Here is a 22,070-nt window from a genome sequence, read left to right as displayed (position 1 = left end):
GGTGGGCGCGTCACTTGCCGAAGCCGGCGGTGAGCCCGGCGACGAGGTGCCGGCGCCCGAAGACGTAGAGGACGAGGATCGGCAGCGCCGAGAGGACGACGGCGGCCAGGACGGCGGGGATGTCGGCCTGGAACTCCCCCTGGTAGGTCCACAGGGACAGGGGCAGCGTGCGCTTCCCGGAGCTCTGCGTGAGGATCAGCGGGAACAGGAAGTTGTTCCAGCTGTTGAGGGCGTTGTAGACGCCCACGGTGGTGATGGCGGGCAGGCTCAGCGGCAGCACGAGCGTGCGGAAGACCTTCCAGTCGCCGGCGCCGTCGAGGGTCATGGACTCGTAGAGCTCGTTGGGGATGTCCCGCATGAAGTTCGTCAGGATCAGGACCGTGATCGGGATCCCGGACGCGATCCCGGGCAGGATCAGGGCGGCCAGGGTGTCGTAGAGGCCGAGCTGGACGATGATCAGGTAGATCGGGATGATCGTCGCCTGGATCGGGATGGCGATGCCCAGCAGGAACAGCCGGTTCGAGAACACGGCCAGCCCGCTCCGGCTGCGCACGATCACGTAGGACGCGAGCAGGGACAGGAAGACGATCCCGGCCACCGTGAACACGACCACGACCACGCTGTTGAGGAAGTACTGGACGAACTGGTTCTGCAGGACCGTGGCGTACGGCGCGAACGTCGGGGACGAGGGCAGCAGCGGGTTCGTGGAGTAGTAGTCCTCGCGGGGCTTCAGGCTCGTGATGGCGATGTAGTAGATCGGGATGATGATCGCGCCCAACCACAGCCAGCCGCCGACGGCCGCCAGGATGTTCGGGAGCCCCCGGCGCCGGCGGGCGGGACGGGCGGCCGCCGGCCGGGCGTCCGGGCGGGGCGCGCCCCCGGGCCGCGTGCGCACGGGAGGGGTGTCCGTGGTTCGTGTGCTCATGGGACTACGCACCTTCCGCCTGGCTCTCCATCTTTTCGGCCCCGGTGAGCCGTTGCAGGCCGAGGGCGAGGGTGAGCCCCACGGCGACGAGGATGACCGCCAGGACACTGGCCTCGCCCATCTGGTTGCTGCGGAATCCGGTCAGGTACATGTCCAGGGGCAGGATCCGGGTCGCGGTGCCGGGCCCGCCTCCGGTGAGGGCGAAGACGAGGTCGAAGTAGGTCAGGGAGCCGACCAGCATCAGCGTGGAGGACGTCACGATGGTGTACTTCAGCTGCGGCAGCGTGATCGAGAAGAACTGCCGCACCGTGCCCGCGCCGTCGATGGTGGCGGCCTCGTACATGGTCCGCGGGATCTGCCGCACCCCCGCCTGGTAGAGCAGCGAGTGGAAGGGGATGAAGGACCACGAGATGACGACGACGACGACGTAGAACGCCAGGCTCCCGTCACCCAGCCAGTCCTGCCGCAGCAGCGCCGCGTCGAACGCCCGCGACAGCCCGAAGTTCGGGTCGAGCAGGGCCTTGAAGGCGATGCCGATCGCCGCGGCCGAGAAGAGCATCGGCAGGAAGTACAGGACGGAGAGGAACTCCCGGTACCGCTGGCGGCCGGCCATGAACACGCCGAGCAGCAGGCTCAGCGGGAACTGCACGGCGTAGCTCAGCAGCGTGAGCTGGACCGTCAGCACCATCGCCTGCCGCGAGACCGGGTTCTCGAGCACGGACACCCAGTTCTCGCCCCCGGTCCACTGCGGGGTGCCCAGGCCGTCCCACTCCATGAAGGACAGCACCAGGACGCCCAGCAGCGGACCGATCGCGAAGATGCCGAAGAAGACCAGGGCGGGCCCCAGCATCCAGTTGCTGGGGCCGGCGCCCGCCCGGGCCCTCCGCCGGGTGGAGGAGCGCACGAGCATCAGAGCGTCCCGTTCATCGCGGTCTGGAACTCCTCGGGGCTCATCTCGCCGGCGAAGACCTGGCTGAGGTTGGTCAGCAGGGCCTGTCCCTGGTCGGCCGGGAGCGCCTGGTCCCAGGAGAGCTGGAAGTTCGGCGCGTCCTGGACCATCGAGTAGGCGAAGTCGAGGTACTCCGGGTGCTCGGTCTCGGCGATCCTGTCCTCCACGCCGTCCACGGCGGGGATCAGCCCGGCGTCGAAGAGCGTGTCGACCGCGGCGTCGTCGAGGTTCATGTCGTCGAGGTACTCGAGGGCCGTGGCCTGCTCCTCCTCGGACGCGTCCGCGGACACGGCCCAGAAGTTCGCCGGGTTGCCCACGATGTTCTGCGGGTCGCCCTGTCCGCCCTCGATCTCGGGGAACGTGGTGTAGCCCAGGTTGCCCTCGGCGGTCCACTCGGGGGCGTCGGTGAGGAAGCTGGAGTAGACCCAGCTGCCGTGCAGCATCATGGCCGCCTGGTCGGTGTGCACGAGCGCCACGTCGGCGCCCGCGTCGGCCACCACGGATCCGTAGGCGTCGCCGAAGCCGCCGGCCTCGACGAGCTCCTGGATCTTCTCCAGGGCCTGGGTGATCGCCGGGTGCGACCACGCGTCCTCCTTGCCGTCCACGACGGCCTGGAACACCTCGGGCCCGCCGATCCGGTCGGTGAGGTACTGGATCCACATGAGGTACGGCCACTGGCTGGAGCCGGCCACGGAGATCGGCGTGACGCCCTCGGCCTTGAAGGCCTCCACGGCGTCCAGCATCTCCTCCCACGTGGTGGGGACCTCGACGCCGGCCTCCTCGAAGAGCTTGGTGTTGTAGTACAGGATGACGGGCTGGGTGTTGTTGTTCGGGACGGCGTAGAGCTTCCCGTCCACCTTGCCGGTCTCCAGCACGGAGTCGAGGGCGCGCTCCTCCATCTCGGGGATCTCCCCGGTCAGCTCCACCACGCTGCCGTTCTCGACGTAGCTCTCCAGGGTGTCGCCGCCCCAGTTGTAGATCAGGGTCGGCGCGTTGCCGGAGCCGACGCTGGTGCGGATCTTCTCCTTGAAGGCGTCGTTCGCGAAGTACTCGGCGGTGATGGGGCTGTCGCCGTTGGCGTCGTTTCACGCCTGGAAGGAGCTGCGGAACGTCTCCTCGGCGCCGCCGGTCAGCGTCCAGGCGCTGGCGCCGCCCTCGCCGCCCCCGCCGCCGGGCTGGGCCCCGGCGCTGCACCCGGCCAGGGTCAGGGCCGCGGCGCCCACGAGCGCGATGCGGGACAGCGAGCGGGGGGAGAAGGGGCCCCGGTGCGCGCCGGCGGGCGCGGGGCGGAGGCTGCGGTGGGTGGTCATGGCGTTCTCCTCGTCGTCGAGCAATGCATTGCGCCTACGAAACTTTTCGTATAGCGTTTCGTTGCGAGAAGAGTAAGTGGCCTGTTTCACACCCGTCAACCCCCTGGTGTGACCGGGGCCACTGCGGCGAAGTGCGTCGAAACGTTTCGCCGTGCGCCCGTGACCCGCCCGCGTCCGAGGAGATCGTCCCGCATGAAGAGAACCACGCTGAGCCAGGTGGCCGCCCAGGCCGGCGTCTCCAAGGGCACGGTCTCCAAGGTGCTCAACGGACGCCCGGACGTGGGGGAGGACACGCGGGAGCGGGTCCGGGCCGCGGTCGCCGACCTCGGCTACACGGGCTCGGCCGCCCGCCGGCCCCGGACGGCCATCGTGCTCGTCTTCGACACCCTCGAGAGCAACTACTCCCTCCAGGTGATGGCCGGCGCCGTGGACGCCTGCGGCCGCGCCGAGGCCGACCTCATGCTGAGCACGCTGCCGAGCCTCGAGCAGGGCGACGTCCCCCCGTTCTCCGAGGACTGGTTCGCCCGCTGCGGCCGCACGGGCGAGACCGCGGTCATCGCCGTGACCACCCCGCTGACCGCGGAGCAGGTGGCCGCCGCGGCCCACGCGCAGGTCCCGCTGGTGGCCATCGACCCCGTGAACAGCCTGCCGTCCACGGTTCCCAGCATCGGCTCCACCAACTGGGCCGGCGGGCACGAGGCCACCACCCACCTCCTGGGGCTCGGGCACCGCCGGATCGGCCACCTCAGCGGCGCCGGGGGCTCGGTCCCGGCGCGCGAGCGCCTGGCCGGCTACCGCAGCGCCCTGGAGGACGCCGGGGTGCCGCACGACCCCGGCCTCGTGACGGGCGGCGGGTTCAGCTACGAGGCGGGCTTCGCCGGCGCCCAGGAGCTGCTCGAGCTCGAGGACCCGCCCACGGCCCTGTTCGCGGCCTCCGACGAGGCCGCCCTCGGCGCCTTCGAGGCCGCCCGGCAGGCGGGGCTGCGGGTGCCCGAGGACCTCAGCGTGGTCGGCTTCGACGACACGCTGCTCGCGCGCTGGGCCTCGCCCAAGCTGACCACGGTGCGCCAGCCCCTGCACGCCATGGGCGAGATGGCCGTCGAGCGCGCGATCACCCTGCTGGCCGGCGGGTCCCGCCGGGTCCACCCGCTCCAGCTCCAGACCTCGCTCGTCGAGCGCTCCTCCACCGCCGCGCCCCGGGGCGCGGCGGACGGGGTGGTCACTCCCGGATGAGGCGGGCCCGGCCGGCCTGCCAGCCGAAGACCGCCGCGAGCGTGCCGACCGCCGCGAACATGACGCCCGCCGCGGCGAAGCCCCCGGTCCAGTGCAGCAGCTGCCCCACCAGGAAGGTGCCCGAGGAGCCCACGCCGTAGCCGACGCCCTGCATCATGCCCGAGAGCCGCACCGCCATGTGGCTGCTGCGGGTCCGCAGCGCGATCATCGTCAGGGCCACGGCGGTGAGGCTGCCCTGGCCCAGCCCCAGCAGCCCGGTCCAGACCCAGATCAGCTGGAGGGGCCCGAAGATCGAGAGCACGAAGCCGCCGCCGGCCATGAGGGCCACCGCGGCGTTCAGCACCCGCTGGTCGGCCATCCGCGCGGCCAGGACCGGGGCGAAGAGCGAGCCCGTCATCTGGAGCAGGATGGACACGGCCACGATCAGCCCGGCGGCGGCGCCGTCGATCCCGCGGTCCCGCAGGATGGGGGCGAGCCACGCGAAGACGCTGAAGGACATCATCGCCTGGAAGACCATGAACAGGGTGATCTGCCAGGCCACCGGCGAGCGCCAGGGGCCGGGCCCGTCGGTCCCTGGCGGCGGGGGGCCGGGCGCCCGGCGGCGGAGCGCCACCGGCACGAGCAGCGCCACCACCACGGCCGCGGGCACCGCCCACACCGCCAGGGAGCCCCGCCAGGAGCCCGTGGCCTGGAACACCGGGTAGGTGAGGCCCGCGCCGAGGGCGGCGGACGCGCAGATCGCGGTGGTGTAGAGCCCGCTCATCAGGCCGATCCGGTGGGCGAAGTCCCGCTTGACGATGGACGGCAGCAGCACGTTGCCCAGGGCGATCGCGGCGCCGCACGCGACCGTCCCCGCGAGCAGCAGCGGCAGGGCGCTCGCCCCGGGCAGGGGCAGCCCGCGGGCCACCAGGCCCAGGGTCAGGACCACCATCGCGCCCAGCAGCACGTTCTCGGACCCGAACCGGCGGGCCAGGCGCGGCGCGAACGGCGCGAAGACGCCGAGCAGCGTCACCGGGGCGGTGGTCAGCACGGTGACCGCCCACCCGGGGAGGCCGGCGGCCGCGGTGATCTCCGGGAGGATCGCGGAGAAGCTGGAGAAGACCGTGCGCAGGTTCAGCCCGATCAGGACCACGCACACGGCGAGGTAGACGAGTGCCCGGCGGGACGTCGGGGCGCTCGGCGGATCGGCGTGCGGGCTCGGCACGGGGGTCTCCTCGGGGATCGGGGGCAGGCCGGCCCCGCGAGAGGCGGTCCGGACAGGCTCCACGGTACTGCGACAGCGCTCCGACCCCGTGCAGCGTAGGAACTTTGCGCACCGCGCTCCCGGTGCCGCGGGTACCGACCGGCCTCGGGGTGTTCGCAGGGTGCTGGGCATGCTCCCACGTAAACACTCTGTACATAGTTATTGTGACCTGCAACACTGGCCGCGAGACCGTGTGAACCCCACGCCCGCGGCGCGCCCTCCGGGCACGCGCCGCGGAAAGGATGTGGACCGATGCCGATCGACCCGCCCCACGCCGGACCGGCCGCCGCGCTGCTCCGGGACTTCTCCCTCGAGATGACGGGCAAGGACGTGCCGGCCCTGGAGGAGGCCGCCGCCGTGGTCCCTGCGGGGACCCGGATCAACGTGACCTTCCTCGGCAACGAGGACCTGGGCATGCGCGTGGCCGCGGCCCGCGCGGTGCGCGAGCACGGCTTCGTCCCCGTGCCCCACCTCTCGGCGCGGAGGCTGCGCTCCCAGGGCGAGCTCGAGGAGTTCCTCGCGGCGCTCGCGGAGGTCGGCGCCGCCGAGCACGTGTTCGTGGTGGGCGGGGACCCCGAAACCCCCGAGGGCCCCTACCCGGACTCCCTCTCCGTCATCCGCACCGGGGTGCTCCCGCGGCACGGCGTGCGGGGGGTGGGCGTCAGCGGCTACCCGGAGGGCCACCCCGGCATCGACGACGCCGCCCTCTGGTCCGCCCTGACCGACAAGACGGCCGCGATCCGCGAGCAGGGCCTCGAGCCCGAGATCATCACCCAGTTCGGCTTCGACAAGGACCCGGTCCTGGAGTGGCTGGCCGAGGTGCGCCGCCGCGGCGTCGACACCCCGGTGCGGATCGGGGTGCCGGGGCCGGCGGGCGTCCGGCGGCTGCTCGGCTACGCGCGCCGCTTCGGCGTGGGCACCTCGGCGGGGATCGTCCAGAAGTACGGCTTCTCCCTGACGAACCTGCTGGGCACCGCGGGCCCGGACCGCTTCCTGCGCGACCTCGCCGCCGGCCTCGACCCCACCGTCCACGGGCAGGTGCTGCTGCACTTCTACACCTTCGGCGGGCTGCGGGCCACGGCCGAGTGGGTCCGCGAGTTCGGGACGGACGGGGGGACCCCGTGAGCGCGGCCCGCCCGTCCATGCTCCGCCCGGACCACGCCAGCCTCGTGGTGCACGGCCGGGACCAGCCGGGGATCGTCGCCGTCGTCACCGAGGTCCTCGCCCGGCACGGCGCGAACATCGTGGCCCTCGACCAGCACTCGGACGACCCCGAGGGCGGGGCGTTCTTCCAGCGCACCGTCTTCCACCTGCCCGGCTACCCGGCCCTGCGGCCGGCGCTCGAGCAGGACCTCGGCGCGGCCCTCGCGGACGGGTTCGAGCTGGAGTGGCGGTTCACGGACCTCTCGGTGCCGCGGCGCGTGGCGATCTTCGCCTCGAAGTCCGACCACTGCCTGCTCGACCTCGTCTGGCGCCAGCGCCGGGGCGAGCTGCCCATGACGATCTCCATGGTCGTCTCCAACCACCCCGACATGGCCGAGGACGTCCGCGGCTTCGGCATCCCCTTCTTCCACGTCCCCACCCAGGACAAGGCCGCGGCCGAGGCGGAGCACCTGCGCCTGCTGCAGGGCAACGTCGACCTCGTGGTCCTCGCCCGCTACATGCAGATCCTGTCCTCCACGTTCCTGACCGAGGTCGGGGTGCCGGTGATCAACATCCACCACTCGTTCCTGCCGGCCTTCATCGGGGCCGAGCCGTACCGCAAGGCCAAGGAGCGGGGCGTGAAGATCATCGGCGCCACCGCGCACTACGTCACCGAGGACCTCGACGAGGGCCCGATCATCGAGCAGGACGTGGTCCGGGCCTCGCACCGGGACTCCGCGCAGGAGCTCGCCCGCCGCGGCGCGGACGTGGAGCGCCAGGTGCTCTCCCGCGCCGTGCTGTGGCACTGCCAGGACCGCATCATCCGGCACGACCGCCAGACCATCGTGTTCTGATCCCCGCCCCGGCCGCGCCGTCGCGGCCGGGGCACCACCGCAGAGAAGGAGTCAACCGTGGCACCCCGCACTCTCCAGGACGTCCTCGACGCCTCGAACGGCACCGTCGAGCTGCTCCGCAACTCGCAGATCGGCGCGTACGTCTACCCCGTGGTCGCGCCCGAGTTCCACAACTGGCGCAGCGAGCAGAAGGCGTGGCGGGAGACCGCCGTGCTCTACGACCAGTCCCACCACATGGACAACCTGTTCATCCGCGGCAAGGACGCCCTGCGACTGATCTCGGACACCGCGATCAACAGCACGAGGACGTTCCCCGTGAACAAGGCGAAGCAGTACGTGCCCACCACCCCGGCCGGCCACGTCATCGGCGACGGCATCCTGTTCCACCAGGAGGAGGACGAGTACGTCTACGTGGGCCGCGCCCCGGCCGCCAACTGGCTGCTCTACCACGGCGAGACCGGCGGCTACGACGTCGACATCGAGGTCGACCGCCGCTCCCCGTCCCGACCGATGGGCAAGCCCGTGGTCCGGAAGTATTGGCGCTTCCAGATCCAGGGCCCCAGCGCGTGGCAGATCATCGAGAAGCTCAACGGCGGGCCGCTCGAGCAGCTGAAGTTCTTCACCATGGACCGCATGAGCGTGGGCGGCGCCCGGGTGCGCACCCTGCGCCACGGCATGGCCGGCGCCCCCGGGCTGGAGATCTGGGGCCCCTACGAGTCCTACGACCAGGTGCGGGCCACGATCCTGGAGGCCGGCGCCGAGTTCGGCATTGTGCCCGTCGGCGCCCGGGCGTACCCCTCGAACACCCTCGAGTCGGGCTGGATCCCGTCCCCGCTGCCGGCGATCTACACCGGGGAGGGCACGGCGGACTACCGGAGGTGGCTCGGGGCGGACAGCTACGAGGCCACCAACGCGCTCGCCGGCAGCTTCGTCTCCGAGAACATCGAGGACTACTACCTCACGCCGTGGGAGCTGGGCTACGGGTCCTTCGTGAAGTTCGACCACGACTTCATCGGCCGCGACGCCCTGGAGCAGGTCGACCCCTCGACCCAGCGCCGGAAGGCGACCCTGGCCTGGAACGCCGAGGACATGACGAAGATATTCGCCTCCCTGTTCGACACCGAGGGCCCGGACTACAAGTACTTCGACCTGCCCCTGGCCAACTACGGCTCGTCCAACTATGACGCGGTGGTCGACGCCGACGGCCGCACGGTGGGCCTGTCCATGTTCACCGGCTACAGCTACAACGAGCGCAAGGGCCTGTCCCTGGCGACCATCGACCCGAACGTGCCCGAGGGCACCGAGCTGAAGGTCGTCTGGGGCGAGCCGGACGGCGGCAGTCGCAAGACCACCGTGGAGCCGCACGAGCAGCTCGAGGTCCGGGCCGTGGTCAGCCCCGTGCCCTACTCCGAGGTGGTCCGCAAGGACTACCACGGGGGGTGGCGGACCGCCTCGGCGAAGGGCTAGCCGAGGAGCGGTCCGAGGGCGCGCAGCACGGGCCCGGGCTCCCAGCGCCCGAGGCCGTCGACCGCCCCGACGGGGTGCACGCCCGCCACCGAGTTGGTCACGAACACCTCGGTGGCGCGGGCGAGCTCCGCCCACGCCACCGGGCGCTCGCGGACGTCCGTGCTGGCGGCGCGCAGCGCCGCCAGCACGCGGGCGCGCACCACCCCGGGCAGGATCCGTCCGTCCGCGGGCGGGGTGAGCACGGCGCCGTCGACGACGACGAAGACGTTCGCCCGGCCCGTCTCCAGGAGCATGCCGTCCGCGTCCACGAGCAGCGGGTCGCAGCTGCGCGACCACAGCCCGGGGACCGGCTCGTGGGCGAGCACCCGGCGGTCCGCCCACTTGTGCCCCCCGAGGCCGCCGGGCAGCCGGACGGGGACGAGCCGCCACGGCGGCACCGGCTCCGGGGGGAGGGCCGTGGCCGTGACCGTCACGGTCACGGCGCCCCCCGGGGCGGGCACGGCCGTGATCCGCAGCCGGTGCGGACCGGGCAGCGCGGCGGCCCGGTCCAGCACCTCGCCGCGGACGCCTGCGGGCAGGGCCGCACCGCAGCAGGCGAGGCAGCTGGCGCCGAGCCGGGCGAGGTGGGCCTCGAGGTCCACGGGCGCGCCCTCGCGCACGAGCAGCGTGGTGAACACCCCCTCCTCCCGGGCCGGCGGGAGGACCGGCAGGGCCGGGAGGAGCTCGAGCACGGTCGCGGGCCGGTGCCCGTCCCAGTCCCGCCGGAGGTCCTCGTCCAGCACGGCCCCGACGGCGTCGAGCAGGGGCACCGCCTTCACGAGCGTCTCGTGCGCCTCGTCCGCGGGGTCGGAGTCGGCCACGATCCCGCCGCCCACCCCGAGCCGGACCCGGTCGCCGGTGAACTCGAAGGTGCGGATCGCCACGTTGAGCACCAGACCGGCCGGGCCCGCGCGGCCGATCGCCCCCGTGTAGATCTCGCGGGCCGCGGGCTCGAGCGCGTTGACGATCTCCATGGCCCGGATCTTGGGCGCACCCGTGCAGGACCCCGGGGGGAACGTGGCCCGCAGCAGCGCCCCGTCCCCCAGCCCCGCGGGCAGCCGCCCGTGCACGTCCGCCACCAGGTGGTGGACCCCGGTGTGCGGCTCGACCCGGGGCGTGGCCGGGGCGCGCACCGACCCGGGCACGCACGCCCGGGAGAGGTCGTTGCGCATCAGGTCCACGATCATGACGTTCTCCGCCCGGTTCTTCGCCGAGCCGTGCAGCGCCGCGGGGTCGCTCGCGGCCGGTGCGGTGCCCTTGATCGGGGACGTCAGGACCGTGCGCCCGGTGCGGCGCAGGAACAGCTCCGGGGACAGGCTCGCCACCGCGGCCCCCTCCGGGAGGCGCAGGAACGCGGCGAAGCGCGGGGCCAGGGCCTCCTGGCCGGCGCAGAACAGGTCCAGCGGGTCGCCCCGGAAACCGGCCTCGAGACCGCGGCAGACGTTGGTCTGGAAGACGTCGCCGTCGCGGATGTGGCCCAGCACCGCGGTCACGGCGGCGGCGTGCGCGGCGGCAGAGGCGTCGGCCGTGAAGGGCCCGCACCGGTAGGGCGCCGGTGCGTGCGGGGCGTCCGGCGCCGTGCGGGCGAGCTCCCGCGCGGCCGCCACCCGGGCCGGGTCCGTGCCCGGCAGCCACTCGAGCACCCAGGCGCCGTCCGCGGCGCGGTGGCGCAGGACGTGGTCGTAGTACCCGAGGTGGTGGTCCGGCAGCCGCGCGGGGCGCGGCGGGGCGGCGGGGAGCCGCTCGAGGCGCCGGGCCAGCTGGTAGCCGAGGTAGCCGATCCAGCCGCCGCCGAAGGCCGCCTCCTGGGGGTCGTCCGGCGGGGGATCCCCCTCCGGGGTGGCACCCGGCAGCGGGGCGTCCGGCAGCGGGACCCGGGCGTCCAGGGCCGCGAAGGGGTCCTCGCCGGCGCCCAGCACCCGGAGCGGCCGCACGCCGATCACGGTGTCGCCGCCGGACCAGTCGCCGAACAGCCCCACCAGCCCGGGCTGGTCCCGCAGGGCCCGCAGCATCTGCACCGGGGACAGGCGGACCCCGGTGAGGACCTCCTGCGTCGTCACGGCCGCCTCAGCCGTTCCCCGGGGCGGTCGCGGACGGCCCGTCGCCCGCCTCCGCCTCGAGCCGCCACCGGGAGTTCGCCAGGTGCGCGCGCATCGCCGCCGACGCGGCGAGCGGGTCGCGGGCCCGGATCGCGTCCAGGACCGACCGGTGCTCGGCGGCGACCCGGGCCGCGCGCCCGCCGCCGGGGGCGCCGTCCAGCCGGCGCGGCGGCATGGTGATCATGGCGGGCCCGAGGCCGGTCAGGGCGTCCACGTAGTACGGGTTCCCGCTGGCCTCCGCCACGGTCCGGTGGAACTCGAAGTCGTTCTCCAGGGACGCGGCCGGGTTGTCGACCTCCTCCTCGGACCGCGCCAGGGCGTCCTCCATCCGGGCGAGCTGGTGCTCCTCCCGCGCCGTGGCCGCCAGCGCCGCGGCCTCGGACTCGACCCCGGTGCGGAAGGCCAGCAGGCGGCGCCGGTCCTGCAGGGTCCGCACCGGCCGGCTCGTCCCGCCGGGCGCGGCCGGAGGGGTCAGCACGAAGCTGCCGCTGCCCCGCCGGGTGTGCACGAGCCCCTCCGCCTGCAGCCGGGCGACGGCCTCGCGCACCACCGTGCGGCTGACCCCGTGCTCCGCGATCAGGGTGCTCTCGCTGGGCAGGCGCTCGCCGGGGGAGATGCGCCCGTCCACGATGCGCGCCCGGAGGTCGTCCACGAGGGCGGAGGTGAGGTTGCGGCTCATGGGGACATGATCCCACCCCGGGAGCGGCCCCCGCAGCCCGGGGCGTCAGGGCCGGCGGCCGACCTCCTCGACCACGCTGCGCCCCGTGCCCGCCCGGGACTCCCAGGCCCAGGTCTCGTGCAGGCGCACCCTGCCGTCCCCGAGCACCTCGATGCGGGACGTGCACGCCCCGCCGGCGGTCTCCCCGGCACGGTCCAGGTGCGAGTAGCGGAAGCTCAGCCCGTCCCCGGCGCGCGTGCCGACGAGGAAGCCCCGGCGCACCGAGCCGCCCGCGTACTCGGCCCACACGAGGTCGTCCTCCTGGTGGTAGTCGAAGACCGTGTCGGAGCCGACGTCCCCGTCGGCGGCGTTGGACACGCCCACGAACGTCCTCCCGTCGAGGTCCACGGCGTCCGGCGCGGTCGGCGGGGTGCGGTGCAGATCGGTCATGGGTCCACCGTACGGTGCGCCGGGCGCCGTCGTTATCGGTCCGCGATAACCTCCCTTGGCGGGCCCTTCCACGGGCCGCGACACTGGCACCGAGAGTCCCGGGGTGAACCGGGACGTCCGCGAGAGGGGAGCAGGGATGATCTTCATCGTCGTCAAGTTCAAGGTGAAGCCGGAGTGGGCCGACCGCTGGGTCGAGTTCTCGAAGGAGTTCACCGAGGCCACCCGCGCGGAGCCGGGCAACCTGTGGTTCGACTGGTCCCGCAGCGTGGAGGACCCGCACGAGTTCGTGCTCGTCGAGGCCTTCGCGGACGACGGCGCGGGCCCGCACGTGAACAGCGACCACTTCAGGAAGTTCACGGCGGAGGCGCCCCAGGCGCTCGTGGAGACCCCGCAGATCATCAGCGAGCAGATCTCCGCCTCGGGCTGGAACCGGATGGGGGAGATCACGGTCGGCTGACCGTCCGACGGCGCGCCGCCGGCCCGGGAGCGAGGCTCCCGGGCTGTTGGCATGTGCAACCCGGCACGCCACAATGTGAGGCATGACCGCACGCGACACCGGCATGGCCTCCGTCCAGAAAGCCTTCGCCCTCCTGGACGTGGTCGCGCGGGATCCCCGGGGCGCCACGGCCAAGGACATCAGCACCGAGCTGGGGATGCCGCTGCCCTCGGTCTACCGGCTGCTGCAGACGCTCGTAGCCTCCGAGCACGTGGTGCACCTCCGGGACCAGCGCCGCTACGGTCTGGGCTACAAGCTGCACGCGCTCGACGCCTCGCTGCGTCAGCAGGTCGCGACCCCGGCCACCGTGCAGCGCGCGGTGCGGGAGCTGCACGGGAGCGCCGACGCCGCCGCGTACTTCGCGGTCTACCGCGGTGACGCCGTGGTGGTGGCGCACGTGGTCGACTCCCCGCGCCGGCCGCGCATCGACCCCATGGACTTCGGCTTCACGGGCGGCGCGCACGCCACGGCCTTCGGCAAGATCCTGCTCTCCCGCATGGACGACGACGAGGTGGCGGACTACCTCGGCCGCCACGGGATGCGCCCCCTGACGGACCGCACGCTCACCACGCCGGACGAGCTGGGGCGCGAGCTCGGGCGGGTGCGCGCGGAGGGCGTCGCCGTGGAGCGCGAGGAGTTCGTGCCCGGCGCCTCGTGCCTGGCCGCGCCGGTGGTCGACTCCGCCGGGCGCACCCTGGGCTCCGTGGCCGTGTCCCTGCGGCCCACCGACTTCGAGCGGCGGCACCGGGCGATCGCGCCGGTCCTGCGGGACGCCGCGGACCGGGTGGGACGGGCCCTGCGCGCCGCGGAGGGCTGCCCGGTCCGGTCCGCGACCGGCTGAGCAGCCCTCCACGTCCGACGGCTACAGGTGGCGTCCCGCCAGCTGCTCGGCGATGTAGTCCGCCTGCCGGGCGGCCAGGGCCACGATCGTCAGCGTCGGGTTCGCCGCCGCGCCGGTCGTGAACAGGGAGCCGTCCGCGACGAACAGGTTCGGCACGTCGTGGGTCTGGCCGAACGCGTTGGTCACCCCGTCCTCGGGGCGCTCGCTCATCCGGGCCGTGCCCATGTTGTGCGTCGACGGGTAGGGCGGCGTGTGGTGCACGGAGGTCGCGCCCACGGACTCGTAGAGCAGGGACGCCTGCTGATAGCCGTGGTTGCGCATCGCCACGTCGTTCGGGTGGTCGTCGAAGTGCACGTTGGGCACGGGCAGTCCCAGGTGGTCCGTCACGGAGGAGTTGAGGGTCACCCGGTTGCTCTCCTGCGGCATGTCCTCGCCCACCACCCACATCCCGGCGGTGTTCTCGTAGCCGTCCAGCAGGGCCGTGAACTCCGGCCCCCAGGAGCCGGGGTCCACGAAGCTGGCGAGGAAGGCGGGGCCCAGGGAGATCGTCTCCATGTAGTAGCCCCCGGCGAAGCCGCGGTCGACGTCGTGCCGGGACTCGTCCGCCACGAGCCCGGCCATCGTCTCGCCCCGGTACATGTGCACCGGCCGGTCGAACTGCGCGTAGATCGAGCCCGTGGTGTGCCGCATGTAGTTGCGGCCCAGCTGCCCGGAGGAGTTCGCGAGCCCGTCCGGGAACAGCGGGGAGCCGGAGAGCATGAGCAGCCGGGGCGTCTCGATCGCGTTGCACGCCACCGCCACCAGCCGTGCCCGTTGCCGCTGGACCCGGCCCTCGCCGTCGACGTAGAGCACGCTGTCGACCAGGCCCTTCTCCGTGTGGGTGATCTGCACGGCGTGGCAGTCCGGACGCAGGTCGAGGTTCCCGGTGCGCAGGGCCTTGGGGATCTCCGAGACGAGCGTGGACCACTTCGAGCGGTTCTTGTCGCCCTGGAAGTTGAACCCGTCCTGGACGGACGCCGGCCGCCCGTCGTAGGGCTCCGCGTTGGTCCCGTAGGGGCCGGTCGCGTAGTGCCGGTAGCCGAGCTTCTGCGCGCCCGCGGCGAGCACCTTGTAGTTGTTGTTCGCGGGCAGCGGCGGCCGGCCGTGGCGGTGGGTGCTGCCGATCTTCTGCTCGGCCCGGTCGTAGTACGGGGCGAGGTCCTCCAGGCCGATCGGCCAGTCCAGGAGGTTGGCGCCGTCGACGCGCCCGTAGACGCTGCGCGTGCGGAACTCGTGGGCCTTGAACCGGGGCGTGGCCCCGGACCAGTGGGTGGTGGTCCCGCCGACGGCCTTGACGATCCACGCCGGGAGGTTGGGGAAGTCCCGGGCGATCCGCCACGACCCCGTGGTGGTGCGCGGGTCCAGCCAGGCCATCTGGTGGAAGGCCTCCCACTCGTCGTTGACCCAGTCCTCGCTGGTCAGGTGCGGCCCGGCCTCGAGGAGCACCACCTTGACGCCCTTCTCCGTGAGCTCGTGGGCGAGGGTGCCTCCGCCGGCTCCGGAGCCGATGACGACGACGGCGGAGTCGTCGTCGAGCTCGATCCGTGCGGCGCGCTGCTGGTCCTGGGGCGTGGTGGTCATGCGGTCTCCCCGTGCTCGATGACGTCCGACCCCTTGAAGAGGTCGCTGAAGGGCTGCTCGGTGGTCTCGGAGGCGCCCTGCTGGTCCAGGTTCCACCCCTCCTTGGGGGCCGCGGTCGCCACCGGGTAGCCGAGGGGCCCGCACTCGGCCAGCTCCTCCTCGGACTCCTCGACGCGCGGGTCCGGCAGCCAGTCGAGGTCGTCGAAGCCGCGGTGCAGGTAGCCGCCCTTCGAGAAGGACTCGCCCTCGTAGCCCAGGGCCTCCCACACCTCGTGGTCGTCGTAGAGGTGCAGCACGGTGGTGCGGCGGATGAAGCCGAAGAACTCGAGGTCGGCGATCCGCTTGAGCACCTTCAGCGCGGCGTCGTCGGACAGCTCCACGAACGGTGCGTCGCTGAGCGAGTTCAGGGTCAGCAGCCCCTGGGTCAGGGCCATCCGGAACCACGTGGAGTCCTCGGCCTCGGCGGCGATCTTCTCCGCCATCCGTTCGTACGGGCCGTCGGGGATCCGGGGGTGGGGGAACGCCACCCGGATGACGCGGGTGAGGGTGCGCTTCGCCTCGTCCGTCAGGGCGAGGGCGTTGAGAGCGGAGTACTTCGCGGGATAAACCATGGGTCTCCTCCTCGTCGGCGGTGACGGGTGTGTCTCAGAGTGTGAGCCAGCGCACGTCCGCGGGCCAGGTCCGTTATCGCAGGACGAGAATCGGCGCCCGTGAGAGCATGGGCCGACCGAAGGAGGCCGTGTGATCGTTGAACGACTGCCGGAGCACCTGCACGAGGACGCCGTGTCCCTGTGGGAGGAGGCGGGGCTGACCCGCCCCTGGAACGACCCGCGGGCGGACCTGGACCGGGCGCTCGCCGGCCCGACCTCCACCGTCCTGGCCGCCGTCGAGGAGGGGCGTCTCGCCGGCACCGCCATGGTGGGCCACGACGGCCACCGGGGGTGGGTGTACTACGTGGCCGTGCACCCGTCCCGCCGGGGCCAGGGGCTCGGCCGCGAGCTGATGGTCGCCGCCGAGGGGTGGGTGGCCGGGCGCGGCATCCCGAAGATGCAGCTCATGGTCCGCAGCACGAACACGGGGACCCGGGAGTTCTACGAGCGGATGGGCTACGCCGTCCAGGACACCGTGGTGCTCGGGAAGTTCTTCGACCCCGAGCGGCAGGCCCGGCAGAGCGGCTGAGCCCGGCTCAGCGCAGGGGGTCGGTGACGCCCTGCGGGCAGTCGTAGCGGGCGAAGTCCCAGGCGCTGCGGCGCGCCCCCGCCCGGTAGGCGCTGTCCCAGAACTCCAGGACGGCGCCGTGCGGATCGGGCAGCGCCCGCACGTCGTCGTAGCGCAGGACCGCGAGGTGGCTGCCGCCGCGCTCGCGCCAGGACGCGGCGGCCGGCCGCAGGGGCTCACCGGCCAGCCCGTCGGGCTCCGGGGCGGTGTAGGAGTAGAAGGCCGGTTCCGGGAACGTGGGGTCCCCGAACCAGAACCCGGAGCTGATGACCTCCCGGGAGTAGGCCTCCCGGGTGACGGGGTCCGTGCCGGGCGGGGGATCCACGAAGCGGTCCGCGAAGCGGGTCACGGCGATGTCGAACGTGTGCCAGAAGTGGTGCACGGGGCTGGTCTTCCCGGACCAGCCGGCCGCGAACTCCTCCAGCAGCAGGTTCACCTGGCCGAGGACCTGCCAGTAGCGGGTGACGGCGGCGGTGTCGTAGGCGGCGTGCTCGGTGTCGGCGCCGAACGGGCGCCCGGAGTCGGGCAGGTCGAACGGGTGGGGACGGGCGATCGTCACCTCCACCCCCACCGCCTCCAGGGCGTGCAGGACCCGGGCGTGGAACTCGGCGACGGACAGCCCCGGCAGGGCGAAGGAGTGCCGGGCCCCGGCGGCGGTGCTCACGTCGAGGCGGTGGTCCAGGAGGTCGAGGTCGACGGCGAAGACCGGGTCCCGTCCCATCGGCCGGGTGGTGATGCCGCGGCCGGTCAGGTGGAACGGCACGTTCCACCAGTGGTTGCGCCGCGGCGCGGACGCCAGCCGCACCTTGCCGACCACCTGCGCGAACCGGTGGAGGGTGTCCAGGGTGTCCCGCCAGGACTCGTAGGGCATCTCGGGGAACGCGACGTGGGTCATGGTGGCCTCCTGCGCCCCAGTGTGCTGCCCCACCGGGCGGTCCGTCCAGGGCGCCCGGGGCCGCGGGCACGGGACCGGGGGTCCTCCCAGTGGGACACTGGGCGGGAACGATCCGGTGACGGCGCGGGGTGCTCCGGCGGGGCCCCGTGCCCGACCCCGTGCCGGACCCCGGGACCGACCCCGGTACCGACCCCCGTACCGAGGAGGAACGAGCTGCCCATGGTGCGATCCTCCGGCGACGGCCCTCCGTCCGAGCCGCTGGCCTGGGGTGAGCGGCGGGCTCGCTGGGTGCTGGCCGCCACCGTGCTCGGCTCGGCCCTGACGTTCATCGACACGACGGTGGTGAGCATCGCCCTGCCGTCCGTCGCCGCCGACCTGGGCGCGGGGAGCACCGGCCTGACCTGGGTGGTCAACGGGTACACGCTGACCCTGGCCGCCCTGGTCCTGCTCGGCGGCTCGCTGGGGGACCGGTACGGCCGGCGCCGGATCTTCCTGATCGGCGTCGGCTGCTTCGCCGGGGCCTCCGCGCTGTGCGGCCTGGCCCCGGACGTCACCGTCCTCGTCGCCGCGCGGGCCGTCCAGGGGATCGGCGGCGCCCTCCTGGTGCCGACCGCGCTCGCGATCCTGCAGGCCTCCTTCGCCCCGGAGCACCGTGCCCGCGCCATCGGCGCCTGGTCGGGGCTCACGGGGGTGGCCTCGGCCGTGGGGCCGTTCGCGGGCGGCTGGCTCGTCCAGACCACCTCGTGGCGGTGGGTGTTCCTGGTCAACCTCCCGGTGGCGCTCGCCGTGGCGCTGATCGCCCGCCGGCACGTCCCCGAGTCGAGGAACCCGGCGGCGTGCCCGCAGCTGGACGTGCCCGGCGCGGCGCTGCTGGTGGCCGGTCTCGGGGCGCTGACGCTCGGGCTGACCACCGCGTCCGGCGACGACCCGTCGGTGCCGGCGGCGGGCGGGGCGCTCGCGGCCGGGGCCGTCCTGCTGGCGGCGTTCCTGCTCCGGGAGCGGCGTGCGAGGTCCCCGCTGCTGCCGCCCGCCCTGTTCCGGCAGCGCCTGTTCGTGGCGGCGAACGTCATCACCTTCGTGGTCTACGCCGGCCTGGGCGCGGTCTTCTTCGTCCTCGTCGTCGCCCTCCAGGTGGGAGCCGGGTTCTCGCCCGTGGCCGCCGGGCTGTCCCTGCTGCCCGTCACCGTCCTGATGCTGCTGCTCTCGCCGTCCGCGGGCGCCCTGGTGCACCGGGTGGGTCCGCGGGCGCCCATGACCGCCGGGCCGCTGATCGCCGCGCTCGGGGTGCTCCTGCTGGGCCGGGCCGGGCCCGGGGCGCACTACCTCCTGGAGGTGCTGGTGCCGGCCGCGGTGTTCGGCGCCGGGCTGACCCTGCTGGTCACGCCGCTGACCGCCACGGTCCTCGGCGCGCTGCCCACGGAGCAGGCCGGGCTGGCCAGCGGGGTCAACAACGCCGTGGCGCGCACGGCGGGCCTGCTCGCGGTCGCGGCGATCCCGCTGGTGGGCGGGCTCGGGGAGACCGGTCTCACCGACCCGGCCCGGCTCCGTGCGGGGTTCCCCGTGGTCATGGGGCTGTGCGCGGGCCTGCTCGCGGCGGGCGGGCTGCTGTCCGCCGTGGTCCTCCGACCGCCCGCGGCGCGGGGCGGGCCGGGAGGCCTTCGCGCCACGACACATCCTTGACCGCCCGATCGGCGCGCTCCTAGCCTGAAGCCCCTGGTGGGACCCCGGTGGGGTGTGGAGGCCGGGGCCGAGGGGCGCGGGGGCGCCCGGTGCCCGGGCGGGCCGCGAGGCCGGTGGCAGGATCCTGACGTGCGCGTCCGCGCTCGTGCTCGCGCACCGGCGTCCGGCCGGTCCGACCGAAAGCAGTGGTGAGCCATGCGTGCTCCCGAGAACGACCACCGCCCCGCCTCCGGCCCCGGTCCCCGCGACCGGAGGCGCCGGCGCACGCGCCGGCCGGGATCCGCCCTGGCCCTGGCCGTGCTGCTGGCGACCGCTCCGGCGGCCGGGGCGGCCACGGTCGCCGCACCGCCGCCCGGCGTCCTCGTCACCGCCCAGGTGCCGCCCGGGCTCGAGGACTTCTACGCCCAGCAGCCCGTCTGGACCCCGTGCGGGTCGGCGGCGGAGTGCGCCCTGGTGCAGGTGCCGCTCGACCACGAGAACCCGGCCGCAGGGCAGATCCAGCTGGCGGTCACCCGGGTGCCGAGCACCGACCCCGCCGCCCGGCAGGGCTCCCTGCTCGTCAACTTCGGCGGCCCGGGCGGATCCGGGACGGCTTCGATCGAGGCGTGGGCGGCCGGACTGGACCCGCGCGTCCGGGCCGCGTACGACATCGTGGGCTTCGACCCGCGGGGCGTGGGCAGCTCCACCGCGGTGCAGTGCCTCGACGACGCCGCCATGGACGCGAGCCGGGCCACCACGGTCGACCCCGACACCCCGGAGGGCCTGGCCCAGGCCGTCGCGGCGGCCGAACGGTTCGCCGCGGCGTGCGCGGCGAACACCGGCCCGCTGCTCGGCGAGGTCGACACGGTCAGCGCCGCCCGGGACCTGGACATCCTGCGGGCGGTGCTCGGCGACGAGGAGCTCGACTACCTCGGCTACTCCTACGGCACCCGGCTCGGCGCCACGTACGCCGACCTCTTCCCCGAGCGGACGGGACGGTTCGTGCTGGACGCGGCGGTGGATCCGTCCCTCGACGGGGCCCGACTGACCCTCGATCAGGCCGCCGGCTTCGAACGTGCCCTCCGGGTGTACGTCGAGTCCTGCCTGCCCCTGGACGGGTGCCCGTTCGAGGGGACCGTCGACGAGGGGACGGCCGAGATCGAGGCGCTGCTCCGGCAGACCGAGGTGCAGCCGCTGCCGACCGCCGACGGGCGGCCGCTCACCGTGAACGACGCCGTCAGCGGGCTCATCAAACCGCTCTACGACTCGCGCATCTGGTGGTTCCTGACCCAGTCCCTCACGCTGGCCACGGAGCACGGGGACGGGACGGGACTGATGCGCCTTGCGGACATCGCCTACGGCCGGGGACCCGACGGCACCTACGCCAACTCCAGCGCGGCGAACATCGCGATCAACTGCCTCGACCTTCCCGAGGACGACGACCCCGCCGCGATGGCGGCGCTGGACGCGCAGCTGCAGGAGGTGTCCCCGACCCTCGGTGACTGGTTCAGCCACGACGAGGTCACCTGCGGGGCCTGGCCGCACGAGCCCGTCGGCGTGCCCGCCCCGATCGACGCCGCCGGTGCCGGGCCCATCCTGGTGGTCGGCGGCACGGGGGACCCGGCCACGCCCTACGCGTGGTCGCAGGCGCTGGCCGAGCAGCTCGAGGGCGGGCACCTGCTGACCCGGGTGGGCGAGGGGCACGGGTCCTACGCGACCGGCAACCGGTGCATCGACGAGACGGTCACCGCTCATCTCCTCGAGGGCGTGCTGCCCGCGGAGGAGCGGATCTGCTGAGCCGGAGGGCCCGCGGCGGAGCGGGCAGAAAGCGGCCGGTACGAGATCGCCCCCGCACCGGCCCAGCCACCAGGGAAATCAGGAAGATCCGGCGGCCTCGCCCCATCCTACTGAGACGCCGGTCACGGATCACCCCTTGATTTTCCGGACCGCGTGCGAACCGGCGCGGACCGCCGCCGCCGATCGACCGGCAGGACGTCCGGCGGCAGCTCATGAAGAACCATGACGGGCTCCGCGGCCGCTGCGGTGTGGTCCGTCTCCGCCCGGGCGGGACCGGCCGGCGTCCCCGCGGCGGAGCCCTGCGCGCGGCAGGCCCGGCAGCTGTCCCGCCAGGGACGCGACGAGGGCCAGGCCGAAGCCCGCGGCCTGGAGGCCCGTGAGCGTCTCGTCCAGCAGCAGGAGGCCCAGGGCCGCGGCCGTCACCGGAGTCAGCGGGATCAGCAGGGTCAGGCTCGTGGCCGGCACGCGCCGGCCGGCGTGGAACCACGCGGCGTAGGCAATGGCGCCGCCGGGCAGCGCCAGCCAGGCGTAGCCGAGCACGGCCGGCAGGTCCAGGAAGAAGGCACCGGTGTCCAGCAGGGGCACGAGCGGGGCGATCATCAGACCGCCCAGGGTCAGCTGCCAGCCGGTCGCCGCGAGCCCGCTCATGCCGTCGGGCAGACCCCACCTGCGGGTCAGGACCACCCCGGCGGCCATGACCGCGGTTCCGGCGAAGGCCGCGGCGAGCCCCAGGGCGTCCAGGGTGACGGTCCCGGCGAACACGGCCACGGACACGCCCGCCACTGCGGCGAGGGCCCACAGCATCCGGGGCAGCGGCGTGCGCTGCCGGAAGGCCAGCAGCAGCAGGAGTGCGGCGACCAGGGGCTGGGCGGAGCCCACGACCGCGGCGAGACCGCCCGGCAGGCGGTAGGCGCCGAGGAACAGCAGGGGGAAGAACGCCCCGAAGTTGAGCAGCGCGAGCACCGCGAACCGTCCCCACCAGTCCCGCGGCGGCCGCTGCCGGGTCAGGGCGAGCAGCAGCAGCCCGGCGGGGAGGGCCCGCAGGAGGGAGGCGGTCATGGGCCGGTCCGGCGGCAGCAGCTCGGTGGTGACCACGTAGGTGGTGCCCCACACGACCGGCGCCACGGCGCCCAGGAGGATCAGCCGGGCACGACCGGCCGGGGCGTGGTCCACC

General features: G+C 73.7%; 20 protein-coding genes and 1 pseudogene. 9 read left to right on the top strand and 12 right to left on the bottom strand.

The window, feature by feature from the left end; translation table 11 throughout:
- Positions 1-10: 10 nt before the first annotated feature.
- From RF640_RS02105 to RF640_RS02090, 4 genes and pseudogenes are all read right to left on the bottom strand, one after another.
- Positions 11-925, bottom strand: coding sequence for a carbohydrate ABC transporter permease (locus tag RF640_RS02105; protein ID WP_249033705.1), 915 nt, complete (start codon positions 923-925; stop codon positions 11-13).
- A gap of 4 nt (positions 926-929) precedes the next feature.
- Positions 930-1,835, bottom strand: coding sequence for a carbohydrate ABC transporter permease (locus RF640_RS02100; protein ID WP_109221398.1), 906 nt, complete (start codon positions 1,833-1,835; stop codon positions 930-932).
- Positions 1,835-2,941: pseudogene (locus RF640_RS02095) on the bottom strand (extracellular solute-binding protein); the annotation flags it as partial. The pseudogene RF640_RS02095 and the gene RF640_RS02100, both read right to left, overlap by 1 nt.
- Before the next feature lie 18 nt (positions 2,942-2,959).
- Complete coding sequence (locus tag RF640_RS02090; RefSeq protein ID WP_249033704.1) at positions 2,960-3,184, bottom strand: hypothetical protein; 225 nt, start codon at positions 3,182-3,184, stop codon at positions 2,960-2,962.
- Positions 3,185-3,376: 192 nt separating this feature from the next.
- On the opposite strand from RF640_RS02090, the gene RF640_RS02085 reads away from it, so the two are divergent.
- Complete coding sequence (locus tag RF640_RS02085; RefSeq protein WP_017834652.1) at positions 3,377-4,417, top strand: LacI family DNA-binding transcriptional regulator; 1,041 nt, start codon at positions 3,377-3,379, stop codon at positions 4,415-4,417.
- Here RF640_RS02085 and RF640_RS02080 read toward each other — a convergent pair.
- Entirely contained in the window at positions 4,404-5,621 is a 1,218-nt protein-coding gene (locus RF640_RS02080) for an MFS transporter (RefSeq protein ID WP_081994034.1), read from the bottom strand. The two genes, RF640_RS02085 and RF640_RS02080, sit on opposite strands and share 14 nt — an antisense overlap.
- A 291-nt stretch (positions 5,622-5,912) precedes the next feature.
- On the opposite strand from RF640_RS02080, the gene RF640_RS02075 reads away from it, so the two are divergent.
- The 3 genes from RF640_RS02075 to RF640_RS02065 are packed head-to-tail and all read left to right on the top strand — an operon-like array spanning position 5,913 to position 9,124.
- The gene (locus tag RF640_RS02075; protein ID WP_109221397.1) at positions 5,913-6,785 is read left to right on the top strand and encodes a methylenetetrahydrofolate reductase; all 873 of its coding nucleotides are present in this window, start codon (positions 5,913-5,915) and stop codon (positions 6,783-6,785) included.
- Between the two features lie 17 nt (positions 6,786-6,802).
- Positions 6,803-7,657 carry a formyltetrahydrofolate deformylase gene (purU, locus tag RF640_RS02070; RefSeq protein WP_035923823.1) on the top strand — a complete coding sequence of 285 codons (855 nt, stop codon included), beginning with the start codon at positions 6,803-6,805 and terminating at the stop codon, positions 7,655-7,657.
- A gap of 57 nt (positions 7,658-7,714) precedes the next feature.
- On the top strand, positions 7,715-9,124 hold the full coding sequence (locus RF640_RS02065) for an aminomethyltransferase family protein (protein ID WP_017834679.1): 1,410 nt from the start codon (positions 7,715-7,717) through the stop codon (positions 9,122-9,124).
- Here RF640_RS02065 and RF640_RS02060 read toward each other — a convergent pair.
- Genes RF640_RS02060 through RF640_RS02050 form a run of 3 tightly spaced genes read right to left on the bottom strand, consistent with a single transcriptional unit; the run spans position 9,121 to position 12,370 of the window.
- Positions 9,121-11,223 (bottom strand): bifunctional anthranilate synthase component I family protein/class IV aminotransferase, encoded by a 2,103-nt coding sequence (locus RF640_RS02060; RefSeq protein WP_109221396.1) that lies wholly within the window; start codon positions 11,221-11,223, stop codon positions 9,121-9,123. The two genes, RF640_RS02065 and RF640_RS02060, sit on opposite strands and share 4 nt — an antisense overlap.
- Before the next feature lie 7 nt (positions 11,224-11,230).
- Positions 11,231-11,941, bottom strand: coding sequence for a FadR/GntR family transcriptional regulator (locus RF640_RS02055; protein ID WP_095650268.1), 711 nt, complete (start codon positions 11,939-11,941; stop codon positions 11,231-11,233).
- Positions 11,942-11,986: 45 nt separating this feature from the next.
- Positions 11,987-12,370: a hypothetical protein gene (locus RF640_RS02050; protein ID WP_017834682.1), complete on the bottom strand. Its 384-nt coding sequence runs from the start codon at positions 12,368-12,370 to the stop codon at positions 11,987-11,989.
- Between the two features lie 136 nt (positions 12,371-12,506).
- Between RF640_RS02050 and RF640_RS02045 the strand changes: the two genes are divergently transcribed.
- The gene (locus tag RF640_RS02045) at positions 12,507-12,827 is read left to right on the top strand and encodes a putative quinol monooxygenase (RefSeq protein ID WP_017834683.1); all 321 of its coding nucleotides are present in this window, start codon (positions 12,507-12,509) and stop codon (positions 12,825-12,827) included.
- Positions 12,828-12,909: 82 nt separating this feature from the next.
- Entirely contained in the window at positions 12,910-13,707 is a 798-nt protein-coding gene (locus RF640_RS02040; protein WP_017834684.1) for an IclR family transcriptional regulator, read from the top strand.
- 21 nt (positions 13,708-13,728) lie between these two features.
- Here the strand turns inward: RF640_RS02040 and RF640_RS02035 are convergent, their stop codons facing one another.
- The gene (locus tag RF640_RS02035; protein WP_017834685.1) at positions 13,729-15,327 is read right to left on the bottom strand and encodes a GMC family oxidoreductase; all 1,599 of its coding nucleotides are present in this window, start codon (positions 15,325-15,327) and stop codon (positions 13,729-13,731) included.
- Complete coding sequence (locus tag RF640_RS02030) at positions 15,324-15,938, bottom strand: hypothetical protein (protein ID WP_017834686.1); 615 nt, start codon at positions 15,936-15,938, stop codon at positions 15,324-15,326. The genes RF640_RS02035 and RF640_RS02030 overlap by 4 nt, the downstream gene beginning before the upstream one ends.
- A 130-nt stretch (positions 15,939-16,068) precedes the next feature.
- Here RF640_RS02030 and RF640_RS02025 point away from each other — a divergent pair, with 130 nt between their 5' ends.
- Positions 16,069-16,506: a GNAT family acetyltransferase gene (locus RF640_RS02025; RefSeq protein WP_017834687.1), complete on the top strand. Its 438-nt coding sequence runs from the start codon at positions 16,069-16,071 to the stop codon at positions 16,504-16,506.
- A 7-nt stretch (positions 16,507-16,513) separates the two neighbouring features.
- Here the strand turns inward: RF640_RS02025 and RF640_RS02020 are convergent, their stop codons facing one another.
- Positions 16,514-17,440 (bottom strand): DUF5996 family protein, encoded by a 927-nt coding sequence (locus RF640_RS02020; protein ID WP_109221395.1) that lies wholly within the window; start codon positions 17,438-17,440, stop codon positions 16,514-16,516.
- A 219-nt stretch (positions 17,441-17,659) separates the two neighbouring features.
- On the opposite strand from RF640_RS02020, the gene RF640_RS02015 reads away from it, so the two are divergent.
- Positions 17,660-19,120, top strand: a complete 1,461-nt coding sequence (locus tag RF640_RS02015; RefSeq protein ID WP_109221394.1) for an MFS transporter — start codon at positions 17,660-17,662, stop codon at positions 19,118-19,120.
- 195 nt (positions 19,121-19,315) lie between these two features.
- Positions 19,316-20,896, top strand: a complete 1,581-nt coding sequence (locus RF640_RS02010; protein ID WP_109221393.1) for an alpha/beta hydrolase — start codon at positions 19,316-19,318, stop codon at positions 20,894-20,896.
- Between the two features lie 210 nt (positions 20,897-21,106).
- Here RF640_RS02010 and RF640_RS02005 read toward each other — a convergent pair whose 3' ends face one another.
- Positions 21,107-22,069 carry a DMT family transporter gene (locus RF640_RS02005; protein WP_109221392.1) on the bottom strand — a complete coding sequence of 321 codons (963 nt, stop codon included), beginning with the start codon at positions 22,067-22,069 and terminating at the stop codon, positions 21,107-21,109.
- Position 22,070 lies beyond the last annotated feature (1 nt).

Source organism: Kocuria sp. CPCC 205231 (genome assembly GCF_040980965.1).
Lineage (GTDB): Bacteria > Actinomycetota > Actinomycetes > Actinomycetales > Micrococcaceae > Kocuria > Kocuria rosea.
Note: the sequence above shows the minus strand (reverse complement) of the source record. Positions and strands in the feature narration are given on the sequence as shown.